This window comes from Microbacterium sediminicola, from assembly GCF_039531125.1.
Lineage (GTDB): Bacteria > Actinomycetota > Actinomycetes > Actinomycetales > Microbacteriaceae > Microbacterium > Microbacterium sediminicola.
The window spans coordinates 1,021,213-1,042,144 of sequence record NZ_BAAAPL010000001.1; the positions used below are offsets into that span (position 1 = coordinate 1,021,213).

Consider the following 20,932-nt stretch of genomic DNA (forward strand, 5'->3'; position numbering starts at 1 on the left):
GTGCGTACCCTGGGAGGGTGATCGAGTTCTTCGTCGGTGCGGGACTGGCGGCGGCCGCGGGGCTGAATGCCTGGATGCCGCTGCTGACACTCGGCCTGGCGGCCCGCTTCTTCGACGCAGTGCAGCTGCCGCAGGCGTGGTCGTGGCTCTCGAGCGACCTCGCGCTGTGGATCATCGGGATCCTGTTGGTGCTCGAGCTCGTCGCCGACAAGATCCCGGTCGTCGACACCGTCAACGACGCCATCCAGACCGTCATCCGCCCGGCATCCGGCGGCATCGTCTTCGGCGCGGGCGCGGCATCGGAAACCATCCGCGTGGATGACCCGGCGACGTTCTTCGAGAACGTCAACTGGGTCCCGATCGCCTTCGGAGTCGTGATCGCCCTGGCGGTCCACATCTTCAAGGCGACCTTCCGCCCCTTCGCGAACGCCGCCACCGGCGGGGTCGCCGCCCCGGTGGTGAGCACCGCGGAGGATGCCACGAGCCTCGGTCTTTCGATCTTCGCCATCGTGCTGCCGATCGTCGGCATCATCCTGCTCGTGGGTGCGATCGTGACCGCGGCGATCCTGATCCCGCGCGTGAAACGTCAGCGGGATGCGCGGGCAGCGATCCGGGCCGCCAACGCGTCCCAGAGCTCGTCGACCTGAGCGATCGTCTCGGCCAACGTGCCGGAGGTGTCCACGACGACATCCGCGACCGCCAGACGCGCATCGTCGGAGACCTGCGATGCGATGCGCGCGGATGCCTCCTCGGCCGTCATCCCCCGCAGTTCGACGAGCCGCTCGGCACGCACCTCGGCGGGAGCGTGCGCCACGATGATCAGCTCCCAGGGATCCGTGACCCGCGCCTCGACGAGAAGCGGCACGTCGTAGACGACGACCGCGCCGGGGTCGTTCGCGAACGCCGAGGCGAAGCGCCGGGCCGACTCGGCCCGCACCGCCGGATGCACGATGCCGTTGAGCACCTCGAGCTTCTCCGCATCCCCGAACACCACCGCCCCGAGCGCCGCGCGATTGAGCGATCCGTCGGCAGAGAGGATGTCGTCGCCGAACGCCGCCGCGATCTCGTCGAGCACGGGCGACCCGGGCCGCTGCACGTCGCGGACGACCCGATCGGCATCCACGATCACGGCGCCGTGCTCTGCGAGACGGCCGGCGATGGTCGACTTTCCCGAAGCGATCCCCCCGGTGAGAGCAATGAGGGGCACGTCAGCCCTCCGTCACCGTCGGGTCGATCAACGGCTGCCCCGCATCGATGGGAAGAACGGTGGTGCGGCTGGCATCGGTCGTCGCCACCTGCACCGACGAATCCGCGCGCGCCGTGGATGCCGCTGCCGCCGTATCGGCCGCCGCGATGAGCGCCTGCGCGTCGTATCCGAAGTCTGCGCTGACCGCGACACCGACCCCCACGATCGGCATCACCGCGTTCTGGGCCCGACCGAGCGCGTCGAGCACCGCGGCAGCGAGCCGCTTGGCCTTCTGCCGCGCGTCGCCGGCGACGGTGAAGGTGGAACAGACCCGCAGCGATGACCCGCCGTCTTCGCCGACGACTGCGAGCGGGGTCACGGTGGAACGCACGGCTCCTCGCGCGGCCAGCGCCACCCGTCGCGCCGTGTCGCCGCCGAAAGCCGCTGCGATGTTCTCGAGGTCATCGAGGCGAATCGTGACCACACCGACGATGAGTCCGGTCTCTTCCGAGCGTTCCGCCACATCGGCCACGGTCGAGGCGAAGTGTCGAGCCGAGAGCACGCGGTCGAATCCGTCAGCCGAGCCGATGTGGGCGTAGCCGCGGGCCGCGGCCCGGCCGGCACGGAGCACCGAGGTGATGATGGCGCTGATGATCACGAGCGTGATCGTGACGAAGCTGGAGGGGATGGTGGAGAACCACTGGTCGAAGACGGGGTCACCGGGACCCAGCGTCAGAAAGGTAATCAGTCGAATCAGCGTGTAGAGAGCCGCGACGATGAGCACCACGGCCAGAGCGACGGTGGTGCGAAGACGTGCCATGTCGCCGGTAAGAGCCTCGAACGCACCCGCGCTCAGCACGATGATCAGCGCCGCATAGAGCCACGCCGCTCCTGCCCACCCGCCGTCGATGTCCCCCGACAGGGGGACGGCTGCGAACACGATCACGGCGAGGACGGTCAGGACCATGTAGGCCGATGCCATGGGTCGCTCGTTGAACTTACGCGATCCCAACCAGACGAAGCCGACCGAGGCGAGGAAGGCCACGTTGCCGATGGCGATCGTGATCCAGGTGTGGTCGCCCGCAGCCCAGAGCGCGTAGGCCAGTGTCGTGATGATCCCCGCCAAGAATCCCAGAGACCAGTGGCGACCGGAAGACTCGTCACGGCGGACGAGGGTGTCCACCACATAGACGATGCCCGTCACGATCACCACCGTGGCCGTCATCACCGAGACGGAGAACAGATCGAGCTGCATCGTCACACGCCCTCGGAGGCTTCGTCCGGGGTCTGTGCGCCGCGCATCGCCAGCGCATCGGCTGCCGTGATCGGAGGAAGGATCACGTCGACGCGGGCCGGCAGTCGCAGGATGAACGCCGAGCCTTGCCCGACCGTGCTGCCCAGGTAGATCTCCCCGCCGTGGGCGCGTGCGATGTCGCGGCTGATCGCCAGGCCGAGGCCTGTTCCACCCACCTCTGTGTTGGCGCGAACGAACCGCCCGAACAGCCGCTGCTGGTCTTCCTCGGCGATTCCCATGCCGTTGTCACGCACGGCCACCCAGCTCTCGATCTCGTCGCCGTAGACGTCCAGCCAGATCGCACCGCCGTCGCGGCCGTACTTGATCGCGTTGCTGATGAGGTTGTCGATCACCTGCCGGATGCGCGGGGCATCCATGTAGGCGCGGATCTGCCAGTCGACACCCGTCGTGATGATCTGGATATGGCGGGCCGACGCGGCCGGCTCCCACGCCTGCGCTGCCTCGAGCACCAGGATGCCGAGATCGGCGTCGCTGCGGGAGATCGTCACATCCATCGTCGCGTTCGACGACGACGACGCGGCGAGGATCTCGGAGATGATCGACGTCATCCGCTCGGCACTGTCGGAGGCGATCTGCAAGTCGTCGCTGACACCGCTCGGCAGATCGTCTCGTTCCAGCGCGAGGTCGATGTAGCCGAGGATCGCGGTGAGAGGCGAACGCAGCTCGTGCGAAATGGATGCCACGACGTTGTCGCGCGCTTGCAGCGCGGTGCGCTCGGCCGTCACATCCCGGCCGACGACGACGGCGCCGGCATCCACGCCCCGACTGTCGACGAGTCGCCGCGCGCTGACGCTGATCGAGCGCTGGGGAGAGCCGGGTGCGCCGACGACGATGATGCTGTCATCGAACACTTCTCCGTCTTGCGCGCGCTGCAGCGGAAGATCGGCGTCAGCGACGGGAGTACGGCCATCGGCGGCGAAGATCGGCAGTCGCTCGCCCTGAGCATCGCGCAGACTCCGGTCCACGCGGTCGTGAGCCTCGTTGGTGACCTCAATGGTGCCGTCGATACCGATGAGCATGACGCCGAAATCGACGGAGTCGAGCACCTGTGTGACCAGACGCTCTTGATGCTGCGTGCGCTCCAGGGTGCGACTGAGCAGCGTGGCCTGCTTGTCGAGCAACTGTCGCTGTGCGTGATAGCGGCGGAAGCTGAAGTACGTCGAGGTCGAGACCGCGATCACCATGATCGGCAGGATGATGTTGCCCAAGACGCTCGGGGTGGCGCCCGTGTATCGAATCGCGAACCAGTACATGCCCGAGATCCCGAACGACGCCAGCAGGTACCCCAGCACGCCGAACGAGGATGAGAGCCAGATCGCCGGGAACACCCAGAGCATCGCGACGCCCGAGGTCGGCTCCGCCACACGCATGGCCAGCACACCGAGAGCATCGAGCGCGGGAAGGGCGATGCTGACCCATACCGGGTAGCGATTCCACGGCACCGCGAACGCGACGAACGTCAGGAGCAGGATGCCGAATGCGCCGGTGAGAAAAAGCGGATCGCTCAGGTGCTGCTCGAGAAGCATGCCGATCAGAAACAGCACGACGACCGCGCCGCTGAGCATCAGTTGCTGAAGCACCACAGTCCGCGCGCGGGTCTCATCTTCGCGGGCGGGGCTCCCGCTCTTGAGGATCACCCAGATTCGAGCGAGGACGCCGCGTGCGTCGGACAGACGCGTTGCACGCTCAGACGCCGAAGACTCCATGCACTGACGGTATCGCGCCGCGCGGGCTCCGCGGCGCGGACAGGCCATGACGGCGGCCCCGGCGACCACAATTCGTCGCGGGACGTCGTGTCACCGCCGATACGGGCGCCGCTAGAAGCCGAAGTCCCCGAAATCTCCGCCGAAGTCACCGAAGCCGGAATCCGCGGAGAAGTCCCCGCCGGCGTCGGCGGATGCGTCGGTGGTGGCATCCGTCGCGCCCGCGTCGGAGGCGTATACGGGGGCCATGAACGCCGACACGATCGCGGAGCCGATGACGTAGCCGGCAACGGTGCCGAGAAGTGACGACCCGACCATCGAACCGAACGACGGGCCCTGGCGCTGGGAGCCGAGTGTGCGCTCCATCGTGCCGGGGTTCATGTACTCGGCGCGGGTGGCGGCGCGGGCCATCTCGTCGGGGTCCGCGGAGCGGGGCTGCTCGGATGCCGGGAGGGTCGCGGCCATCTCGGTGAGCACCTGCTGGCGCTGCGCGTCGGTGAGCTTGCCGAAAGCCTCGGCGTGCACCTGCTCCACGGTCTCCGGAGGTGCGGTGCGAAGGAGGTACCGATAGCGCTCGATCGCGATCTCGTCCTCGGTGCGTGTCGATGCCGCAGAACGCGGGGCGTAGCTCTGCTGGTCGTAGGTGCGGCCGGCCGGTGCGGCCTGGGGCTCGGTGCCGAACAGGCGGTCAAGGAATCCCATGGTCTCCTCCGTGGGTCAGGTGGGGACTGTTCACGCTAAGCGCGAGACCTTTAGGGATGCTGGGAGATACCGTTCTGTCATGTCTGAATCGACGCCCACCGCCGACACGCACGACGTCATCCGTGTGCACGGGGCCCGCGAGAACAACCTCCAGAACGTGGATGTCGAGCTTCCCAAGCGCCGCCTCACCGTCTTCACGGGCGTCTCGGGGTCGGGGAAAAGCTCGCTGGTCTTCGGCACGATCGCGGCCGAGTCGCAACGGATGATCAACGAGACCTACCCGAGCTTCGTGCAGTCGTTCATGCAGACCCTGCCCCGCCCCGACGTCGACGTGCTCGAGGGGCTGACCACCGCGATCATCGTCGACCAGGAGCGGATGGGCACGAACTCCCGCTCCACCGTCGGTACCGCCACCGACGCGAACGCGCTGCTGCGCATCCTCTTCAGCCGCGTCGGCCAGCCGTTCGTCGGCGGTCCGCAGGCGTTCTCGTTCAACGTGGCATCCGTCAGCGGCAAGGGCGCGGTGACGATGCAGACCTCTTCCGGCAAGAAGGTCGAGCGCAAGGCCTTCCAGGTGACCGGCGGCATGTGCCCGCACTGCGACGGCATGGGTCAGGTCAGCGACATCGCGCTGGATCAGCTCTTCGATGAGACGAAGTCGCTCGAAGGCGGAGCCCTCACGGTTCCCGGCTACACCGCCGACGGGTGGTACGTCCGCATCTTCGGCGCGGTCGTGCCGATGGATGTCCCGATCGTCGACTTCACCGACGAGCAGCGCCAGGACTTCCTCTACGGCGAACCCCGCAAGGTCAAGATGGAGAACATCAACATGACCTACGAGGGGCTGGTTCCGAAGATCCAGAAGTCGTTCCTCTCCAAGGATGTCGAGTCGATGCAGCCCCACATCCGGGCCTTCGTCGAGCGTGCCGTGGCGTTCATGCCGTGTCCGGAATGCGGCGGCACGCGCCTGAACGCGGGCGCACGCAGCGCGAAGATCTCAGGACTGAGCATCGCGGATGCCTGCGCGATGCAGATCTCCGATCTCGCCGCCTGGGTGAAGGGGCTGGACGAACCCACTGTGGCTCCCCTGCTGAAGAACCTCACGCACCTGCTCGACGCGTTCGTCGGAATCGGCCTCGGCTACCTCTCGCTCGACCGGGCCTCGGGCAGCCTCTCGGGCGGGGAGTCGCAGCGGACGAAGATGATCCGGCACCTGGGATCGGCCCTCACCGATGTCACCTACGTCTTCGATGAACCGACCGTGGGACTGCACCCCCACGACATCCAGCGGATGAACACGCTGCTCGAGCAGCTGCGCGACAAGGGCAACACGGTGCTGGTGGTCGAGCACAAGCCGGAGACGATCGAGATCGCCGACCACGTGGTTGACCTCGGGCCCGGCGCGGGCACGAACGGCGGACAGATCGTGTTCGAAGGCACCGTCGATGAGCTGCGGGAGGCCGACACGCTCACCGGCCGCCACCTGGGCGATCGCGCGCAGCTCAAGACCACCGTGCGCGAGGCATCCGGTGCGATCGAGGTGCGCGGCGCGGACGCCCACAACCTCACGGGCGTGGATGTCGACATCCCTCTGGGCGTGCTCGTCGCCATCACGGGTGTGGCCGGCTCGGGCAAGAGCTCACTCATCCACGGCTCCGTGGCCGGCCGCGAAGGCGTCGTGTCGATCGACCAGGGTGCGATCAAGGGGTCGCGCCGCTCGAGTCCCGCGACCTACACCGGGATGCTCGAACCGATCCGTAAGGCCTTCGCGAAGGCGAACGGCGTGAAGCCGGCCCTGTTCAGCGCGAACTCCGAGGGCGCCTGCCCGGTCTGCAACGGGTCGGGCGTGATCGTGACCCAGCTCGGACCGCTCGAGACCGCGGAGACGCCGTGCGACGTGTGCGATGCGAAGGGCTTCGCCGACACCGTGCTGGAATACACCCTCGGCGGCAAGAACATCGTCGAGGTACTCGACATGTCCGTCGCCGAAGCATCCGCGTTCTTCGGCGAGGGCGAGGGGAAGGTGCCCGCTGCCCACAAGATCCTGCAGCGGATGGAGGATGTCGGGCTCGGCTACATCCGACTCGGCCAGCCCCTGCCGACCCTCTCCGGCGGTGAGCGGCAACGGCTGAAGCTCGCCGTGCACATGGGCGAGAAGGGCAGCGTCTACATCCTCGACGAGCCGACGACCGGTCTCCACCTTGCGGATGTCGACAACCTGCTCGGACTGCTGGATCGCCTCGTCGACTCGGGGATCTCGGTGATCGTCATCGAGCACCACCAGGCCGTGATGGCCCACGCGGATTGGATCATCGACCTCGGCCCGGGCGCCGGCCACGACGGCGGCACCATCGTGTTCGAGGGCACGCCGTCAGCGTTGGTGGAGGACCGCTCGACCCTCACCGGCGAGCACCTCGCCGCCTACGTCGGGGCGTAGCGCGCACAGCGGTGGTGGCGCCCGCGCTGCGGCGCCTCAGACGCCCGCGTCGGCCTTCTCATAGGCCTGGATGAGCTCAAGCTCCTTGGAGTGCTTCGGGAGGAAGATCCCCACCACGAGCGCCCCGCCGAAGATCGCGACCGCACCCACCGCGTAGGCGGCGATCGATCCGGACACCAGGCTCTCGCTGGCCCCCTGCAGGATCTGGTCTTTGTACTGCGGGTACTGATCGGCCACGTGCAGCGCCGAGGCGTACGATGCCTGCAGCGCCGTGGTCACCTGCGCGCTGATCGAGGATGCCTCGCTGGATGCCGCGATGAGCTTGCCGAACGCGTGCGCGAAGCCGGCGGCGAGGATCGCGCCGAGGACGGCCTGCATGATCGATCCGCCGAGGTCTCGCTGCAGGTCAGCGGTAGCGGATGCCATCCCCACCTTCTTGACGGGAGTGGACTGCGTGATCGATCGCGACGCCGGTGTCATCGCGAACCCGGCGCCACAGCCGATGAAGAAGTAGCCGAGCGCCACGTACCAGAACGGTGTGTTCTCACCCCAAAAGAGCATCGTCACGAACCCGAGCAGCACGAGGCTGTAGCCGAGAAGCATCGTGAAGCGGGATCCGCGCGAGAGGACGAGCCGGGCGGAGAATTGCGCGACGAGCAGCAGGCCCACGGCGGAGGGCACGGCCGCAAGAGCAGCCTGCAGGGTCGAGTAGCCGAGGATGTTCTGCTGGAACTGCTGCCCGACGAACATCGCTCCCATCAGCGAGCCGAAGACGATCAGGCCGCCGGTGGCCGGCGCCCAGAACAGGCGACGCTTGGCGATCGTGAGGTCGTACAGCGGGAAGCGGGTCTTCACCTGTCGCCAGCCGAACAGCACGAGCATCACGACGAAGGTGCTGAGCAGGATCGCGCCGAGCACGAAAGTCTCGGGCAGGAACACCGTCGACAGACCGACGACCAGGGACGCGACCATCAGCACCGAGATGACACCGCCGACGTGGTCGACGGGGCGGTCGTCTTCGGCGACGTGGGAGGGGACGAAGAACCAGACGAGCAGCAGCGCGATGAGCGCGATCGGGGCTGCCACCAGGAACGCACTCCCCCACCAGAACCACAGCAGCAGCACGCCGGCGGTGATCGAGCCGAGCACCGTGGCGGTCGCCGAGATCGAGGACCACAGCGCGATCGCGAGGGTGCGTTTGGCGCCGGGCTTCCAGAGTGCGTTGATGAGCGACAGCGTCGTCGGGTAGGCCATACCGGCCGAGATGCCGGTGAACAGACGCGCGGCCATGAGCATCTCGACCGACACCGAAAAGGCGGCCAAGAAGCTCGCGATCACGGTGAGCGAGAGGCCGAGCAGCAGGATCTGCTTGCGGCCGTAGCGGTCGGCGACAGCGCCGAGGTACATCACCGACATCGCAAGGCCGAGCGCACAGCCGACCGCGACGAGGTTCAGCTGCGTCTGCGTGGCCCCGAATGCATCGCCGATGTCGGGGAGGGCGATGTTGGCCGAGGCGAGGTTGATGTTGCACACGAGCGCCGAGAGGATCAGCGCGGTGAGGATCAACGGCGCCTTCGCCGGCGCTTCCCCTGCGGGTGCGGACGGTGTGGATGCTGCGGCAGCTGTCACTCGCACACTCTAGCGATCACGCGTTTCGTCTCGTCGCCTCGCTCCTCCCCCGATACGATCCCCAAGACAGCAAGAGCCAAGACACCGATCGTCACCCCACGAAGACGGGAGTCCCGATGACCGCGTACGCCAGCCCCGCCCCGACTCCGCCCGAACCGGGGAAGGCCCTCGGCATCGTCGCGCTGGTCGCGGTGTTCTTCTTCTCGGTCGTGGGACTCATCCTCGGGATCGTCGCCCAGTCGATGAGCAAGAAGAACGGCGTCACCAACACCCCGGCGAAGATCGCTGTGATCCTCGGCGTGATCTTCCTCGCCATCCAGGTCGCGGTGCTCATCTTCGTCGTGCCGTTCCTGCAGTTCGCGTTCGTCTCCTAGGCCGGTTCTGCCAGATGGCCCCCTCGCCCCGCACCGTCGTCAAGCTCTTCCTCGTCGCGATCATCGCGGCGCTGCCGTTCATCGTGGTGTCCCTCACGCCATGGGCGGCGCTGTCGGGTGTCGTGTTGCTGGGGCTCATGCCGCTGCTCGGCATCGCCACCGCCGGCGTGCGCGCCATGGCGACCACCGGCGCCGTTGCTGCCGTCGTGTCGATGCTCGCGGTACTCCTCACCGGAACGGGCGCGCTTCTCCCCTGGCTCGGGACCGCGCTCGTCCTCGTGCTGGCGCTTCTTGCCTCGCCCCTGGTGAAGATCGGCCGCGCCAGCACCGGAGCGATCATCATCGTGCTGGCGGTGTACATCATGGCCGCACCCTCGGGGCCGGTATCCGCCGTCATCGACGGCCCTCTCGCGATGGATGCGGTAGTCCTGGGACTGCTGGTGGCGGCATCCTGCGCGTGGACGATCGCCGTGGTCGGTGTGATCCTTCGCAGGTCCGAGATCCCGAAGCACCACGCCGCCCAACCGACGATGCCCTACACGACGCTGCTGGCCGTGCTCGCCGGAATCTTCACGTTCGTGACGTTGACGTGGTTTCCGGGCACGAACGCGTGGTGGTCAGTGCTCACAGTCGCCGTGATTCTGCAGCCGACCGGCGCCCACATGCGCGAGAAGCTCTTCGCCCGGGTCGCAGGGACCGTGCTCGGCGGCGCCGTCGCGCTCGCGGCCGTGCTCTGGCTGCCACCCATGTTGGTCACGGTGCTCGGCGCCGCGGCGGGCCTTGCGACCGTGATCACGATGCTCATGGGCATCGCGTACTGGATCTACGCGAGTGCGCTGACCGTGACGATCGTGCTCACCAGCTTCACCCCGCAGGATGCCGTTGCCGGCGACATCCTGCGCGTGGGCATCACCCTCGGCACAGCCGTGGTGACCGCCGTCGCCGCGGTGATCGCGGCCCGCTTCATGCGCACGCCCTCGTCTGGTCGTTGAGCGAGCGCAGCGAGACGAAACGCCCCGAACACACTGAAAGGCCGGGACCCCGTGAGGGATCCCGGCCTTTCGTTGCTGTGTGGTGCTACCGGCTGTGACGCAGGTGGTGCCGGGTCTTAGCGGCCGGCGAGCTTCTCGCGGAGAGCCGCGAGTGCCTCGTCGTCAGCCAGGGTGCCGCCGTTGGACTCGGAGGAGTACGACGACGACCCGCGCTCGGCGCCGGGGGCGGCGTTGGCTGCAGCCTCTGCCTCGGCCTCGGCGGCCTTGGCGACAGCGGCCTTGTGGGCTTCCCAGCGCGCCTGGGCAGCAGCGTATTCCTGCTCCCACTTCTCGCGCTGCTCGTCGAAGCCTTCCTTCCACTGGTTGGTCTCGGGGTCGAAGCCCTCGGGGTACTTGTACTCCCCGTTCTCGTCGTACTCCGTGACCATGCCGTAGAGGGCCGGGTCGAACTCGACACCGAAGGGGTCGATGGACTCGTTGGCCTGCTTAAGCGACAGCGAGATGCGGCGACGCTCGAGGTCGATGTCGATGACCTTGACGAAGACCTCTTCGCCGACCGAGACGACCTGCTCGGCGAGCTCGACGTGCTTGCCCGAGAGCTCCGAGATGTGCACGAGGCCCTCGATGCCGTCTGCGACGCGAACGAACGCACCGAACGGAACGAGCTTGGTGACCTTACCCGGTGCGATCTGGCCGATCGCGTGGGTGCGGGCGAACACCTGCCACGGGTCTTCCTGGGTGGCCTTGAGCGAGAGCGACACGCGCTCGCGGTCGAGGTCGACCTCGAGGATCTCGACGGTGACTTCCTGACCGACCTCGACGACCTCAGAAGCGTGCTCGATGTGCTTCCACGAGAGCTCCGAGACGTGGACGAGACCGTCGACGCCACCGAGGTCGACGAACGCACCGAAGTTGACGATCGACGAGACGGTGCCCTTGCGGACCTGGCCCTTGTGCAGGTTGTTGAGGAAGTTCGAGCGCGACTCCGACTGGGTCTGCTCGAGCAGCGCACGACGCGAGAGCACGACGTTGTTGCGGTTCTTGTCGAGCTCGAGGATCTTCGCCTCGATCTCCTGGCCCAGGTACGGGGTCAGGTCGCGGACGCGGCGCAGCTCGATGAGCGATGCGGGGAGGAATCCACGCAGGCCGATGTCAACGATCAGACCACCCTTGACGACCTCGATCACAGAACCGGTGACAACACCGTCGTTCTCCTTGATCTTCTCTACGTCGCCCCAGGCGCGCTCGTACTGTGCGCGCTTCTTGGACAGGATGAGACGGCCTTCCTTGTCCTCCTTCTGGAGAACGAGGGCCTCGACAGCATCGCCGACGTTGACGACCTCGTTGGGGTCAACGTCGTGCTTGATGGAAAGTTCGCGCGAGGGGATGACACCCTCAGTCTTGTACCCGACGTCGAGGAGAACCTCGTCGCGGTCGATCTTCACCACGGTGCCTTCGATGAGGTCGCCGTCGTTGAAGAACTTCAGAGTCTTTTCGACCGCGGCCAGAAAGTCCTCAGCAGATCCGATGTCGTTGATCGCAACCTGCTTAGTGGCCGGGGCGGTCGTTGCAGTAGTCATGTAGTGGGTTGTCCTTGGATGGATTGTGTTCGGGGTCTGCGGCAGGCAAACGGATGCCTCACCAAGACCAGATGGATTGGGTTTTGCGATGTCACTCGATGCGTTCCGGTGCGCAGGCACGCAGAACCACGCCACGAATGACACTTCAGGATATCAGAGTTGAAGGGCTGGTTCAGGGCCGCGCGCATGGCGGGAACCACCTATCCCGCGAAGTGCGGGGGCGCCTACGTCGGAACGCTGCAGATTGCATAGAAACTGGCAACGTGGGCGAATACCTTCCGAGCCTAATCGCGGTCGTGGGCACGCTCCTTGGCGCATGTCTGGGATTCCTCTTCCAAGGGCGACTAATCACACGCCAGATGAACGAAACTCGGTTGGATAAGCGGCGCGAGGACTATATCGACGCGGCAACAGCACTCGCTTCAGCCATCTCCACACTTATCCAGGCCGAGTACAACCGCGCAAAACTTCGCATCGATCGAATCGAGGGCGAGCAGCGAAACACTGCTCGCCAATATATCTACGACATGAGGACCGCCGCCCGGGCGGCGGCGTATCGACTGCAGATCGTCGGAAGTCCAATTGAGGATCGCGAGCTTCCCGCGACGCTCGATTCACTCATCGAGCTCTGTCGCCGAATCTCGGCCCACTCGACGACGATCGAAGAGACCGACAAACGAAGCGCCGCAGCCAAGGCGGCACTCGCAACTCTGGTGAGCGATGCAAACAAGCGCGCTCGCGAGATCTGAGCTCGTAGCGATGGACGTCAAGATTGTCACAACGAAATCCGAGGCGTCGCCTATCGACGTATTGACGCACGCTGAACCGGCGGCGATCAAACACCGTCGCATACTTCCGCAAGATCAGCCAGCACCTCGATAGGTTCGGTATATGCGAGAAACCGAGGCGATCCGACGGCTCCGCACCTTCGTCGCCGAGCGCGAATGGGCGCAATTCCACTCACCTGAGAACCTCGCGAAGAGCATCGCGATAGAGGCAGGCGAACTTCTCGAATGTTTCCAGTGGTCCGGAGATGACGCGGACGACGAACACGTGCGTGAGGAACTCGCAGATGTCCTGACGTATTGCTTGCTCCTAGCGGACAAGATCGGCGCGGACCCAATCCAACTCGTTCTCGACAAGCTCGAACTAACAACACAGAAGTATCCGGTCGAGAAGTCCCGCGGTCGAAGCGAGAAGTATGACCGGCTTTAGGGTCGAACGCTTCGCGTTCTCACGAGACGCAGCGAAGACATGGGGGCAAGTCGATCCGGCCCACATGAACTGGCCGGTCGTCTACGTTCTCGACTCTGGAGCGACTCGAGGGCGGCGTTCGGCCGCGGTGTATGTCGGGGAAACGCGTAGCGCTGCGACACGTGTCAGACAGCATCTCTCCTCACCTAGCAAGAGAGGTGCTGGCCTCGACACGGTGAGGGTCGTGATCGATGACAGCTTCAACACCTCGGTGTGCCTTGATCTTGAGTCGCACCTAATCCGTTGGATCGACGGTGACGGCCGATTCTCGCTCCTGAACAGCAATGGCGGAATCGTCGACGCCGACTACTACGATCGCGAACGCTACCGCGAGTCATTCCGCGAGATTTTCGAGGAGCTCCGACGCGAGGGAATCTTCTCTAGGAGCATCCCGGAGATCGAAAACTCTGATCTCTTCAAGCTGTCACCGTACAAAGCGCTGACCGAGGATCAAGCGGTGGCGGTCGATCAGATCGTCGAGGACCTGCTGAACGATCGGCTCGACGCGCGCCCAATGGAGCATCCTCTGCGGGTCGTCGAAGGGCATCCCGGAACTGGCAAGACGGTCGTTGCGATCTACATCATGAAGTTGCTTGCCGACATCCGCGCGAGCACGGATCTCAGCGATGTCAATCCGGACACGATGTTCGCTGACCTCTTCACGGCGGAGAACCGCGACGCGCTCGCTGGCCTCCGAATGGGCCTCGTCGTGCCGCAACAGTCTCTACGACTCTCGATCAAGCGTGTGTTCGCCAGAACTCGAGGGCTCTCGGCAGACATGGTTCTCACACCCTTCGAGGTCGCGACGACCCCAGAGCCCTTTGATCTCTTGCTCGTGGACGAAGCGCACCGTCTGAGTCAGCGCGCCAACCAGTCTTCGGGACCGATGAACAAGAAGTTCATCGACATCAACGTCACCCTGTTTGGTGAAGACGACTATTCGAAGACGCACCTTAACTGGATTCTTGCCCGCAGCCGGAACCAGATTCTCTTTCTCGACGCTGATCAGACAGTGAGACCGGCGGATCTGCCACCCGAGGTGACAAAGCAACTGGTAGCCGACTCACGACGTCATCACCGTCACTACCCGCTGCATTCGCAGATGCGCGTCATCGGCGGTCAGGACTACATCACGTTTGCCCGCCGCCTGACACGCGGCGAGATTGGTCTCGACGACAACTTCTCCTTCCCCGAGTACGACCTGCGCGTATTCGACGACGTCGGCGCCATGCGTGACGCGATCTTCGCGCGGGATGACGAGGAAGGCCTTGCGCGCCTGGTGGCGGGCTACGCCTGGGAATGGGCGAGCCGCAAAGACGCGTCGACCCACGACATCGAACTCGACGGCGTCAAGATGACGTGGAACCGCACGATCAAGGACTGGATTAGCTCACCCGGTTCACTCTCCGAAGTGGGATCGATCCACACCGTGCAGGGGTACGACCTCAACTATGCCGGCGTCATCATTGGACCCGATCTGCGCTTCGATCCCGAAACACGCTCTGTCTACGTTGACCGTGACGCATACAAAGATGCCCGCGGCAAAGAGAACAATAAGATGTTGAAGCGGGTCTACTCGGACGAGGAGATCACGACCTACATCAGCAACATCTACGCCGTGCTTCTCACTCGAGGTATCCGCGGGACGTATGTCTATGTCTGCGATCCCGAGCTCCGTGAATATGTGAGGCACGTGTTCGCCCGGACCGTCGCGCTAGTTGAGCACTGAGCGATTGGGCTACGTAGGCATCTGGTGCGAGAGCAGATCGTCGGTGTAGCGCCAGCGTCTCCGAATCCATCTCATCGGGCGATCGCAACTCGACAGGCAGGGATCCCATGTCGAGATGACGCACCCGCTAGGCTCACCCTCACGTCGAAGGTGATAGCGGGGAGTGACGATGGAGTTCGAAGAGCGCGTTGGAGCACTGGCAACCAAGGTCAAGAATCAGGCCGACGCGATCGGCACGGAAGAGGCGACGAAGAACGCCTTCGTGATGCCGTTCATTTCAACGATCCTCGGCTACGACGTATTTGACCCGCTCGAAGTGGTTCCTGAATTCATCGCTGATGTCGGCACGAAGCGTGGCGAGAAGGTCGACTACGCGATCATTCGTGACGGCGAGGTGCAGATTCTCATCGAGTGCAAGGTTTCGAAGGGCAGTCTGAAGATTGAGCATGCATCCCAGCTCTTCCGCTACTTCGCGACAACGAACGCGCGCATCGCTGCATTGACCAACGGGATCGTCTGGCAGTTCTACACCGACCTGGATGCGCCGAATCGAATGGATGAGAAGCCTTTCCTTGTCCTCGACTTGAGCGACATCGACGACACTCTCATCCCTGAGATCAAGAAGCTCAGCAAAGCCAACTTTGACCTTGACTCGATCATTAGCGCGGCCGAAGAGCTCAAGTATGTCGGGGCTCTCAAGCGGGAGATCGCCGCGCAGTTTCGGGAGCCGTCTGACGAGTGGATCAAGTTCTTCACCCAGCGTGTGTACGAAGGCGCGTTCACTGCGCGAGTGCGCGAGCAGTTCAAGGGCATCGTGGCCAAGGCGTCTGCTCAGTTCCTCAATGAACGAATCAACGACCGGCTCAAGCTCGCGCTGGGCGCGGGACGAGTGATCGATGAGGCGAACGAACCTGGCCATTCTGTGACGAGCGAACCCGTCGTCGCGGATGATCTCTCGCGCGATACAGAGATTGAGACGACGCTTGAGGAGCTTGAGGGATACCAGATCGTCAAGGCAATCGCGTGTGGCGTGGTGAAGCCTCAGCGGATCACTCAGCGCGATGCGAAGAGCTACTTCGCGGTGCTGCTCGATGACAATAATCGCAAGCCGGTTGCACGACTCCATTTCAACGGGCGGCAGAAGTATCTCGGTTTGCTCGACGAGAACAAGGATGAGACTCGTCACCCGATCGACACCCTCGACGAGATCTACAGCCATGCAGACGGCATTCGAGAGGCGGTCGCGCGCTACGCCTAAGCAGGCTCACCCAGCCGAATGCGCTGCGCGTGATACTGAATAATCGGCGGGATGTACGGAGAACGAGTCGCCCGTTGGGAGCGCGCCGTGGAGTGGCCGCTCATGATCGCCGCCATCCTGTTCTTGCTCGCCTATGCGGTCAAGATCATCTACCAGCCGACCGGGGCAGTGGATGCTGCGTCTGAAGTCGTACTTTGGGCGACCTGGGCACTGTTCGCCCTTGACTACATCGTCCGACTGACGATCACCGAACAGCGTTGGCGTTGGTTCTACCGGCATCTTCTCGATCTCGCGATCGTCGTTCTCCCCATGCTGCGACCTCTGCGGCTCATGCGCTTCTTGACCGTTCTCGCCCTGCTGAACCGTGGCGCCGGTAATCGTCTCCGGGGCAAGGTGACCATTTACACGATCGGCGGCACCATCGTTCTGATCCTGATGGCCGGGCTTGCTGTGCTCGATGCAGAGCGCGGCGGGCCTGGACCCATCGAAGACATCGGTGACGCCGTATGGTGGGCCTTCGTCACGATCACGACCGTCGGTTATGGCGACTACGTGCCGGTGACGGATATCGGTCGTATCGTGGCCGTCGCGTTGATGATCGGTGGGATCGCACTGATCGGTGTCGTAACCGCCACCGTCGCGTCGTGGATCGTCGAGCGCGTCGCCGATGAAGAGCACAAGAAGGCTGCCGCAACCGAGGATCAGGTCGAGCGCCTTCGCGATGAAATCGCGGAACTCAAGTCGATGATCCGGGAGTTAAAGCCCGCTGCATAGTCGCTGCCGCTAGCTGTTCGTGATCCAGCCGCCGCTGCCGGATTGGATGCACGACATAGCCATGCCGGACTCTGCGTCCGCCACGGTCAGGAACGCCGTCCCCTCGGGGGCGCTCGAGACGTAGGACAGCCGCATGTAGGCGGGCAGCACCGCAGTCAATTGCGTGTCGCTGGCAACGACGTGCCCGTCGCTGACTACGCTCAACGTCTCGGGGAATGCACCGTTCGCCGCGCGATACGCATTAAGCCCAACGCAGATCTCATACGCCGTGGCGCCCAGGTTCGTCTGTAGTTGGTACTGCGGCTCCACTTGCTTCGCGTTGGGAACTGCTGGCACGACCCGACCAGCGCGCAGCTCGTATGAGTGGTCATTCTCAGCCGGAACCTCATCGACGACCGTCGGCACGACCGGCGTGAGAGCGTCGGACATTGCGGCCGAACCATCGGGGGCGAATGCGCCGGTGTAGGTCAACTGGGGTGGCGAAGGCACGCCGGACACGTTCGACGACAGGACAGCCCATGCCAATAGCACCGTCGCTGTCGCACCAGTCACAATGCCGAGCATGGCGAGGAACCTGCCACGCGCATACCCGCGGCGAACTCGCGAGATGTGCGCTGCGCCGAAGAAGATTGCCGTGAGCCCCACTGTCGTCCACAACAGATGTGTTGTCGACTCCGACCACAAGGGTGCGAGCGTTGCGGCGAGAGTGCCGCAACCAAGCAGCGAAGACAAAACAGCGGATCCGCGCCAATGGTCGGTTCTCGGCTTTGTGGCTGTGGCCGTCGGTTGATTCGACGAATAGCCGCGAGGTGCGGGCTTGTCCTCCCAATACCCCGGCGGGCTCCAATCGCGCGGTCCCTCGCCCATCCCCTACCCCTTGCTTGAGGACCCAATCCAGCTGAGTTCTCGCAGGCTATCGACCCGCGAAGACCCGATCAGTGCGACCAGATCAGGGTTGAGTCAGGGTTTCATCAGCTCTACTCAGAAGCACTCCTGTTGGCACAATGACCGCATGGATCGCTACGAGATCAGCCGCATTGCGCACAGCGATCACCCCATCGCCGCGCCGGTGTCGACATCCGCGGCACGGAGGCTGCTCAGCCACCTCAAGCCGACGCCGTCGGGTCGCGTTCTCGACCTGGGCTGCGGGGCTGGCGCGTGGCTGTTCGAGCTTCTGATCGACCGCGCGGATCTCACCGCCACCGGAGTGGACATCTCCCTCCACCCCGACCGCGGTGACCTCGCCCGCGCGCGCGACCTGAGTGACCGCATCACCTGGATCGAAGCGGATGCCGCGGCGTGGGCATCCATCGACGATGAGCGGTACGACACGATCCTCTCCATCGGCGCGACCCACGCGTTCGACGGACTCGACGGCACGCTCGACGCGATCCGCGACCGACTGCACCCCGGCGGGCGAGTCCTGGTCGGAGACGCCATCTGGGAGCATCCACCGACGCCAGCGGCGCTGGAGGCGCTCGGTGCGGAACCGGGCGACTATCCGACGCTCGCGGAATTCCTGGCGACGGCCGAGCGCCATGGCTTCGAGGTCGGGTACGCGCATCTCAGCACCGCCGCGGAGTGGGACGAGTACGAGTGGTCGTGGACGGGATCGCTCGTCGCGTGGGCGCAGGGCGACGTATCCGCAGCCCATCGTGAGCAGGCGCTTGAGGCAGCCCGCGCACATCGCACCGCGTGGCTCGAGGGCTATCGCGGACAGCTCGGGTTCGTGACGGCGGTGCTGCACGACATTCGCTGAGGGGCGGCATCCACTCGAGGCCGTGTGTCCGACGCGGTCAATAGCGTGAGGGGGTGAGTCAGTTCCGGGCGTTCATCGACGAGTCGTCGGCGCGTCAGGACTGAAAAGCGAAAGACCCTAGATCCAGTCGTCCGGCTGGGGTTCTAAGGTCTTCTTCCCGTTCCGTCGTAACGGTGGGCAGTCACAAGGATACACGCGAACCTCTCGGTGGAGCAGGTGAGGGGCGGCATCCAACCACGGCCGTGAGAGGCTCGCTGATGTGAAGACCATCGGTGTGCTGGGCGGAATGAGCTGGGAGTCCTCCCTCGAGTGGTATCGGCGCGCGAACGAGGCGGTGCGCGACCGGCTCGGTGGATACCACTCGGCGCGCATCCTGCTCGATTCGCTCGACTTCGCCGAGATCGAGCAGCTGCAGGCGGCGGGCGATTGGCCGGCGACCGCGCGGATCCTCGCCGCACACGCGGCAGCGCTCGAGACGGCCGGCGCGGACGTCATCGTCCTGTGCACCAACACGATGCACATCGTCGCCGATGACATCGAGGCCGCGATCGGCATCCCGTTCCTGCATATCGCCGACACCACCGCGACCGCGATCACCGCGGCCGGCATCCAGACGGTGGGGATGCTCGGCACCGCGTTCACGATGGAGCAGGACTTCTATCGCGATCGGCTGGCCACCCACGGCATCCAGACCCTCGTGCCGGATGCCGACGACCGCCGCACCGTGCACGAGATCATCTATGGCGAGCTCGTCCACGGGGTGGTGAACCCGGCCTCGCGCGAGCGATACCGCGAGGTGATGGCGCGGCTCGTGGATGGCGGGGCCGAGGGCATCATCCTCGGGTGCACCGAGATCGAGCTGCTGGTCTCGCAGGAGGATGCTTCGGTGCCGGTGTTCCCGACGACCGCGCTGCATGTGGAGGGGGCGGTGGGGTTCGCGCTGGGCGCGGCCGAGGCCGCTGATGTCGGAGGGGCGTGATGGACTTGCGCCATGACATTCCCCTCCCGCCATATCTCGCAAGCGATACAACGCTCACCGCGTGAGGTCATCGCGTTCGCCGGCGATCCGCGGAATCTGCCAGTGTGGGCGGCCGGGCTGAGCGCCGAGATCCGCCAGCAGGACGGCCGATGGATCACCGACTCGCCGATGGGTGAGGTCGAGGTGCGGTTCACCGGGGAGGTCGAGCTCGGCATCCTCGACCACGATGTCGTGCTGCCGGACGGCACGACGGTGCACAACCCGCTGCGGGTGCTGGCCAACGGCGACGGCAGCGAGGTGGTCTTCACGCTCTATCGACTGCCGGATGCCACGGACGCAGCGTACGAGCGCGATGCCGCGATGGTGCGCGATGACCTGAACCGGCTGCGGGGTCTTCTCGAGGACGACCGGTGAGACCCGCCCGGCCTAGTCGAGCGGCCCGGTGACCGCGAAGCCCGCACCCTGGGGGTCGGTTGCGATGGCGATGTAGGCGCCGCCGGGAACCTCGATCGGACCGAGGGTGACCTCTCCCCCGCCCGCCGCGATGAGTTCGATGGCCGCCGTCACGCTCGCGACGTTGAAGTAGCTCAGCCATGACGGAACGGGGGCATCGCGCAGGGGCTGGACGGCGCCGATATCGGTGCCCTTCGCAGCGAAGATCTGATAGGTGTCGCCGTCCTCCATCGGCATCGCCACCCCCGGCGTCCAGCCGACGAGCTCGCGGTAGAAGTCGAAGCCGGCGACCGGGTCGGAGGTGCGCAGTTCGTGCCACGAGCCGTGGCCTGTGGTGGGTTGGTCGAAGGCTCCGATCGCGGGCGCCTCACCCTCCATCGGGTTCGGCTGCAGCATCCCGAACACCGCGCCCTGCGGGTCGGTGGCGATCGCGAACCGGCCGGTTCCGGGGATGTCGGCGGGGGCGGTGAGGATGCTGCCGCCCAGGCTCTCCACCTGCGCCGCGGCTGCGTCACACTCAGCGACCTCAAGGTAGAAGATCCATGCCGCGGGTTGCCCCGGCTCCGTACCGCCCAGACCCGCGACGCTCGAGCCGTTCGGGTCGCTGGCGAGGCGGTAGTCGAAGTCCGGCATCCCGGCCGAGACGACGTTCCATCCGAGGACGGCACTGTAGAAGGCGCTCGCAGCATCGACATCCGTCGTCATCAGCTCGTACCAGCACGGGAAGCCGCTGGTCGTCGGTTCGTAGCCCATGGATGCTCCCCCGTCGGTCGCGTAAATGCGGACAGCGCCAAGGTAGCCCAGCGGA

The 20,932-nt window shown here is 65.2% G+C and carries 20 protein-coding genes; 12 read left to right on the forward strand and 8 right to left on the reverse strand.

Annotated features, from left to right (window positions below):
• Positions 1-17: 17 nt before the first annotated feature.
• Complete coding sequence (locus ABD206_RS04765) at positions 18-647, forward strand: DUF4126 domain-containing protein (RefSeq protein ID WP_344069933.1); 630 nt, start codon at positions 18-20, stop codon at positions 645-647.
• Here ABD206_RS04765 and coaE read toward each other — a convergent pair.
• The 4 genes from coaE to ABD206_RS04785 all read right to left on the reverse strand — a co-directional run bounded on the left by coaE (position 587) and on the right by ABD206_RS04785 (position 4,906).
• Positions 587-1,207: a dephospho-CoA kinase gene (coaE, locus tag ABD206_RS04770; protein ID WP_344069935.1), complete on the reverse strand. Its 621-nt coding sequence runs from the start codon at positions 1,205-1,207 to the stop codon at positions 587-589. The two genes, ABD206_RS04765 and coaE, sit on opposite strands and share 61 nt — an antisense overlap.
• 1 nt (position 1,208) lies before the next feature.
• Positions 1,209-2,441 (reverse strand): hypothetical protein, encoded by a 1,233-nt coding sequence (locus ABD206_RS04775; protein WP_344069937.1) that lies wholly within the window; start codon positions 2,439-2,441, stop codon positions 1,209-1,211.
• A 2-nt stretch (positions 2,442-2,443) separates the two neighbouring features.
• Positions 2,444-4,207: a sensor histidine kinase gene (locus tag ABD206_RS04780; protein ID WP_344069939.1), complete on the reverse strand. Its 1,764-nt coding sequence runs from the start codon at positions 4,205-4,207 to the stop codon at positions 2,444-2,446.
• A 111-nt stretch (positions 4,208-4,318) separates the two neighbouring features.
• A complete protein-coding gene (locus ABD206_RS04785) occupies positions 4,319-4,906 on the reverse strand; it encodes a hypothetical protein (protein WP_344069940.1) in 588 nt (195 codons plus the stop codon).
• A gap of 79 nt (positions 4,907-4,985) precedes the next feature.
• Here ABD206_RS04785 and ABD206_RS04790 point away from each other — a divergent pair, with 79 nt between their 5' ends.
• On the forward strand, positions 4,986-7,343 hold the full coding sequence (locus tag ABD206_RS04790) for an ATP-binding cassette domain-containing protein (protein WP_344069942.1): 2,358 nt from the start codon (positions 4,986-4,988) through the stop codon (positions 7,341-7,343).
• A gap of 36 nt (positions 7,344-7,379) precedes the next feature.
• On the opposite strand, the gene ABD206_RS04795 is transcribed toward ABD206_RS04790, so the two are convergent.
• Positions 7,380-8,972 (reverse strand): MFS transporter, encoded by a 1,593-nt coding sequence (locus tag ABD206_RS04795; RefSeq protein ID WP_344069944.1) that lies wholly within the window; start codon positions 8,970-8,972, stop codon positions 7,380-7,382.
• A 116-nt stretch (positions 8,973-9,088) separates the two neighbouring features.
• Between ABD206_RS04795 and ABD206_RS04800 the strand changes: the two genes are divergently transcribed.
• Together ABD206_RS04800 and ABD206_RS04805 are read left to right on the forward strand one after the other, a co-directional pair.
• Complete coding sequence (locus tag ABD206_RS04800) at positions 9,089-9,346, forward strand: hypothetical protein (RefSeq protein ID WP_344069946.1); 258 nt, start codon at positions 9,089-9,091, stop codon at positions 9,344-9,346.
• Positions 9,347-9,360: 14 nt separating this feature from the next.
• Positions 9,361-10,338 (forward strand): FUSC family protein, encoded by a 978-nt coding sequence (locus ABD206_RS04805; RefSeq protein ID WP_344069948.1) that lies wholly within the window; start codon positions 9,361-9,363, stop codon positions 10,336-10,338.
• A 116-nt stretch (positions 10,339-10,454) separates the two neighbouring features.
• On the opposite strand, the gene rpsA is transcribed toward ABD206_RS04805, so the two are convergent.
• A complete protein-coding gene (gene rpsA / locus ABD206_RS04810) occupies positions 10,455-11,918 on the reverse strand; it encodes a 30S ribosomal protein S1 (protein ID WP_344069950.1) in 1,464 nt (487 codons plus the stop codon).
• A 263-nt stretch (positions 11,919-12,181) separates the two neighbouring features.
• Here rpsA and ABD206_RS04815 point away from each other — a divergent pair, with 263 nt between their 5' ends.
• The 5 genes from ABD206_RS04815 (at position 12,182) to ABD206_RS04835 (ending at position 16,933) form a co-directional block, all read left to right on the forward strand.
• Positions 12,182-12,667, forward strand: a complete 486-nt coding sequence (locus ABD206_RS04815) for a hypothetical protein (RefSeq protein WP_344069952.1) — start codon at positions 12,182-12,184, stop codon at positions 12,665-12,667.
• A gap of 142 nt (positions 12,668-12,809) precedes the next feature.
• Positions 12,810-13,133 carry a nucleotide pyrophosphohydrolase gene (locus ABD206_RS04820; protein WP_344069954.1) on the forward strand — a complete coding sequence of 108 codons (324 nt, stop codon included), beginning with the start codon at positions 12,810-12,812 and terminating at the stop codon, positions 13,131-13,133.
• A gap of 223 nt (positions 13,134-13,356) precedes the next feature.
• Positions 13,357-14,901, forward strand: coding sequence for a DNA/RNA helicase domain-containing protein (locus tag ABD206_RS04825; protein WP_344069956.1), 1,545 nt, complete (start codon positions 13,357-13,359; stop codon positions 14,899-14,901).
• A gap of 169 nt (positions 14,902-15,070) precedes the next feature.
• Complete coding sequence (locus ABD206_RS04830; protein ID WP_344069958.1) at positions 15,071-16,159, forward strand: type I restriction endonuclease; 1,089 nt, start codon at positions 15,071-15,073, stop codon at positions 16,157-16,159.
• Between the two features lie 102 nt (positions 16,160-16,261).
• Positions 16,262-16,933: a potassium channel family protein gene (locus ABD206_RS04835; RefSeq protein WP_486348065.1), complete on the forward strand. Its 672-nt coding sequence runs from the start codon at positions 16,262-16,264 to the stop codon at positions 16,931-16,933.
• Positions 16,934-16,942: 9 nt separating this feature from the next.
• Here the strand turns inward: ABD206_RS04835 and ABD206_RS04840 are convergent, their stop codons facing one another.
• Positions 16,943-17,497: a hypothetical protein gene (locus ABD206_RS04840; RefSeq protein WP_344069962.1), complete on the reverse strand. Its 555-nt coding sequence runs from the start codon at positions 17,495-17,497 to the stop codon at positions 16,943-16,945.
• Positions 17,498-17,945: 448 nt separating this feature from the next.
• On the opposite strand from ABD206_RS04840, the gene ABD206_RS04845 reads away from it, so the two are divergent.
• The 3 genes from ABD206_RS04845 to ABD206_RS04855 all read left to right on the forward strand — a co-directional run bounded on the left by ABD206_RS04845 (position 17,946) and on the right by ABD206_RS04855 (position 20,085).
• The gene (locus tag ABD206_RS04845) at positions 17,946-18,692 is read left to right on the forward strand and encodes an SAM-dependent methyltransferase (RefSeq protein WP_344069964.1); all 747 of its coding nucleotides are present in this window, start codon (positions 17,946-17,948) and stop codon (positions 18,690-18,692) included.
• A gap of 259 nt (positions 18,693-18,951) precedes the next feature.
• Positions 18,952-19,671, forward strand: coding sequence for an aspartate/glutamate racemase family protein (locus ABD206_RS04850; RefSeq protein ID WP_344069966.1), 720 nt, complete (start codon positions 18,952-18,954; stop codon positions 19,669-19,671).
• Positions 19,672-19,683: 12 nt separating this feature from the next.
• A complete protein-coding gene (locus ABD206_RS04855; protein WP_344069968.1) occupies positions 19,684-20,085 on the forward strand; it encodes an SRPBCC family protein in 402 nt (133 codons plus the stop codon).
• Positions 20,086-20,097: 12 nt separating this feature from the next.
• Here the strand turns inward: ABD206_RS04855 and ABD206_RS04860 are convergent, their stop codons facing one another.
• Entirely contained in the window at positions 20,098-20,877 is a 780-nt protein-coding gene (locus tag ABD206_RS04860) for a VOC family protein (protein WP_344069970.1), read from the reverse strand.
• Between the last annotated feature and the right edge of the window lie 55 nt (positions 20,878-20,932).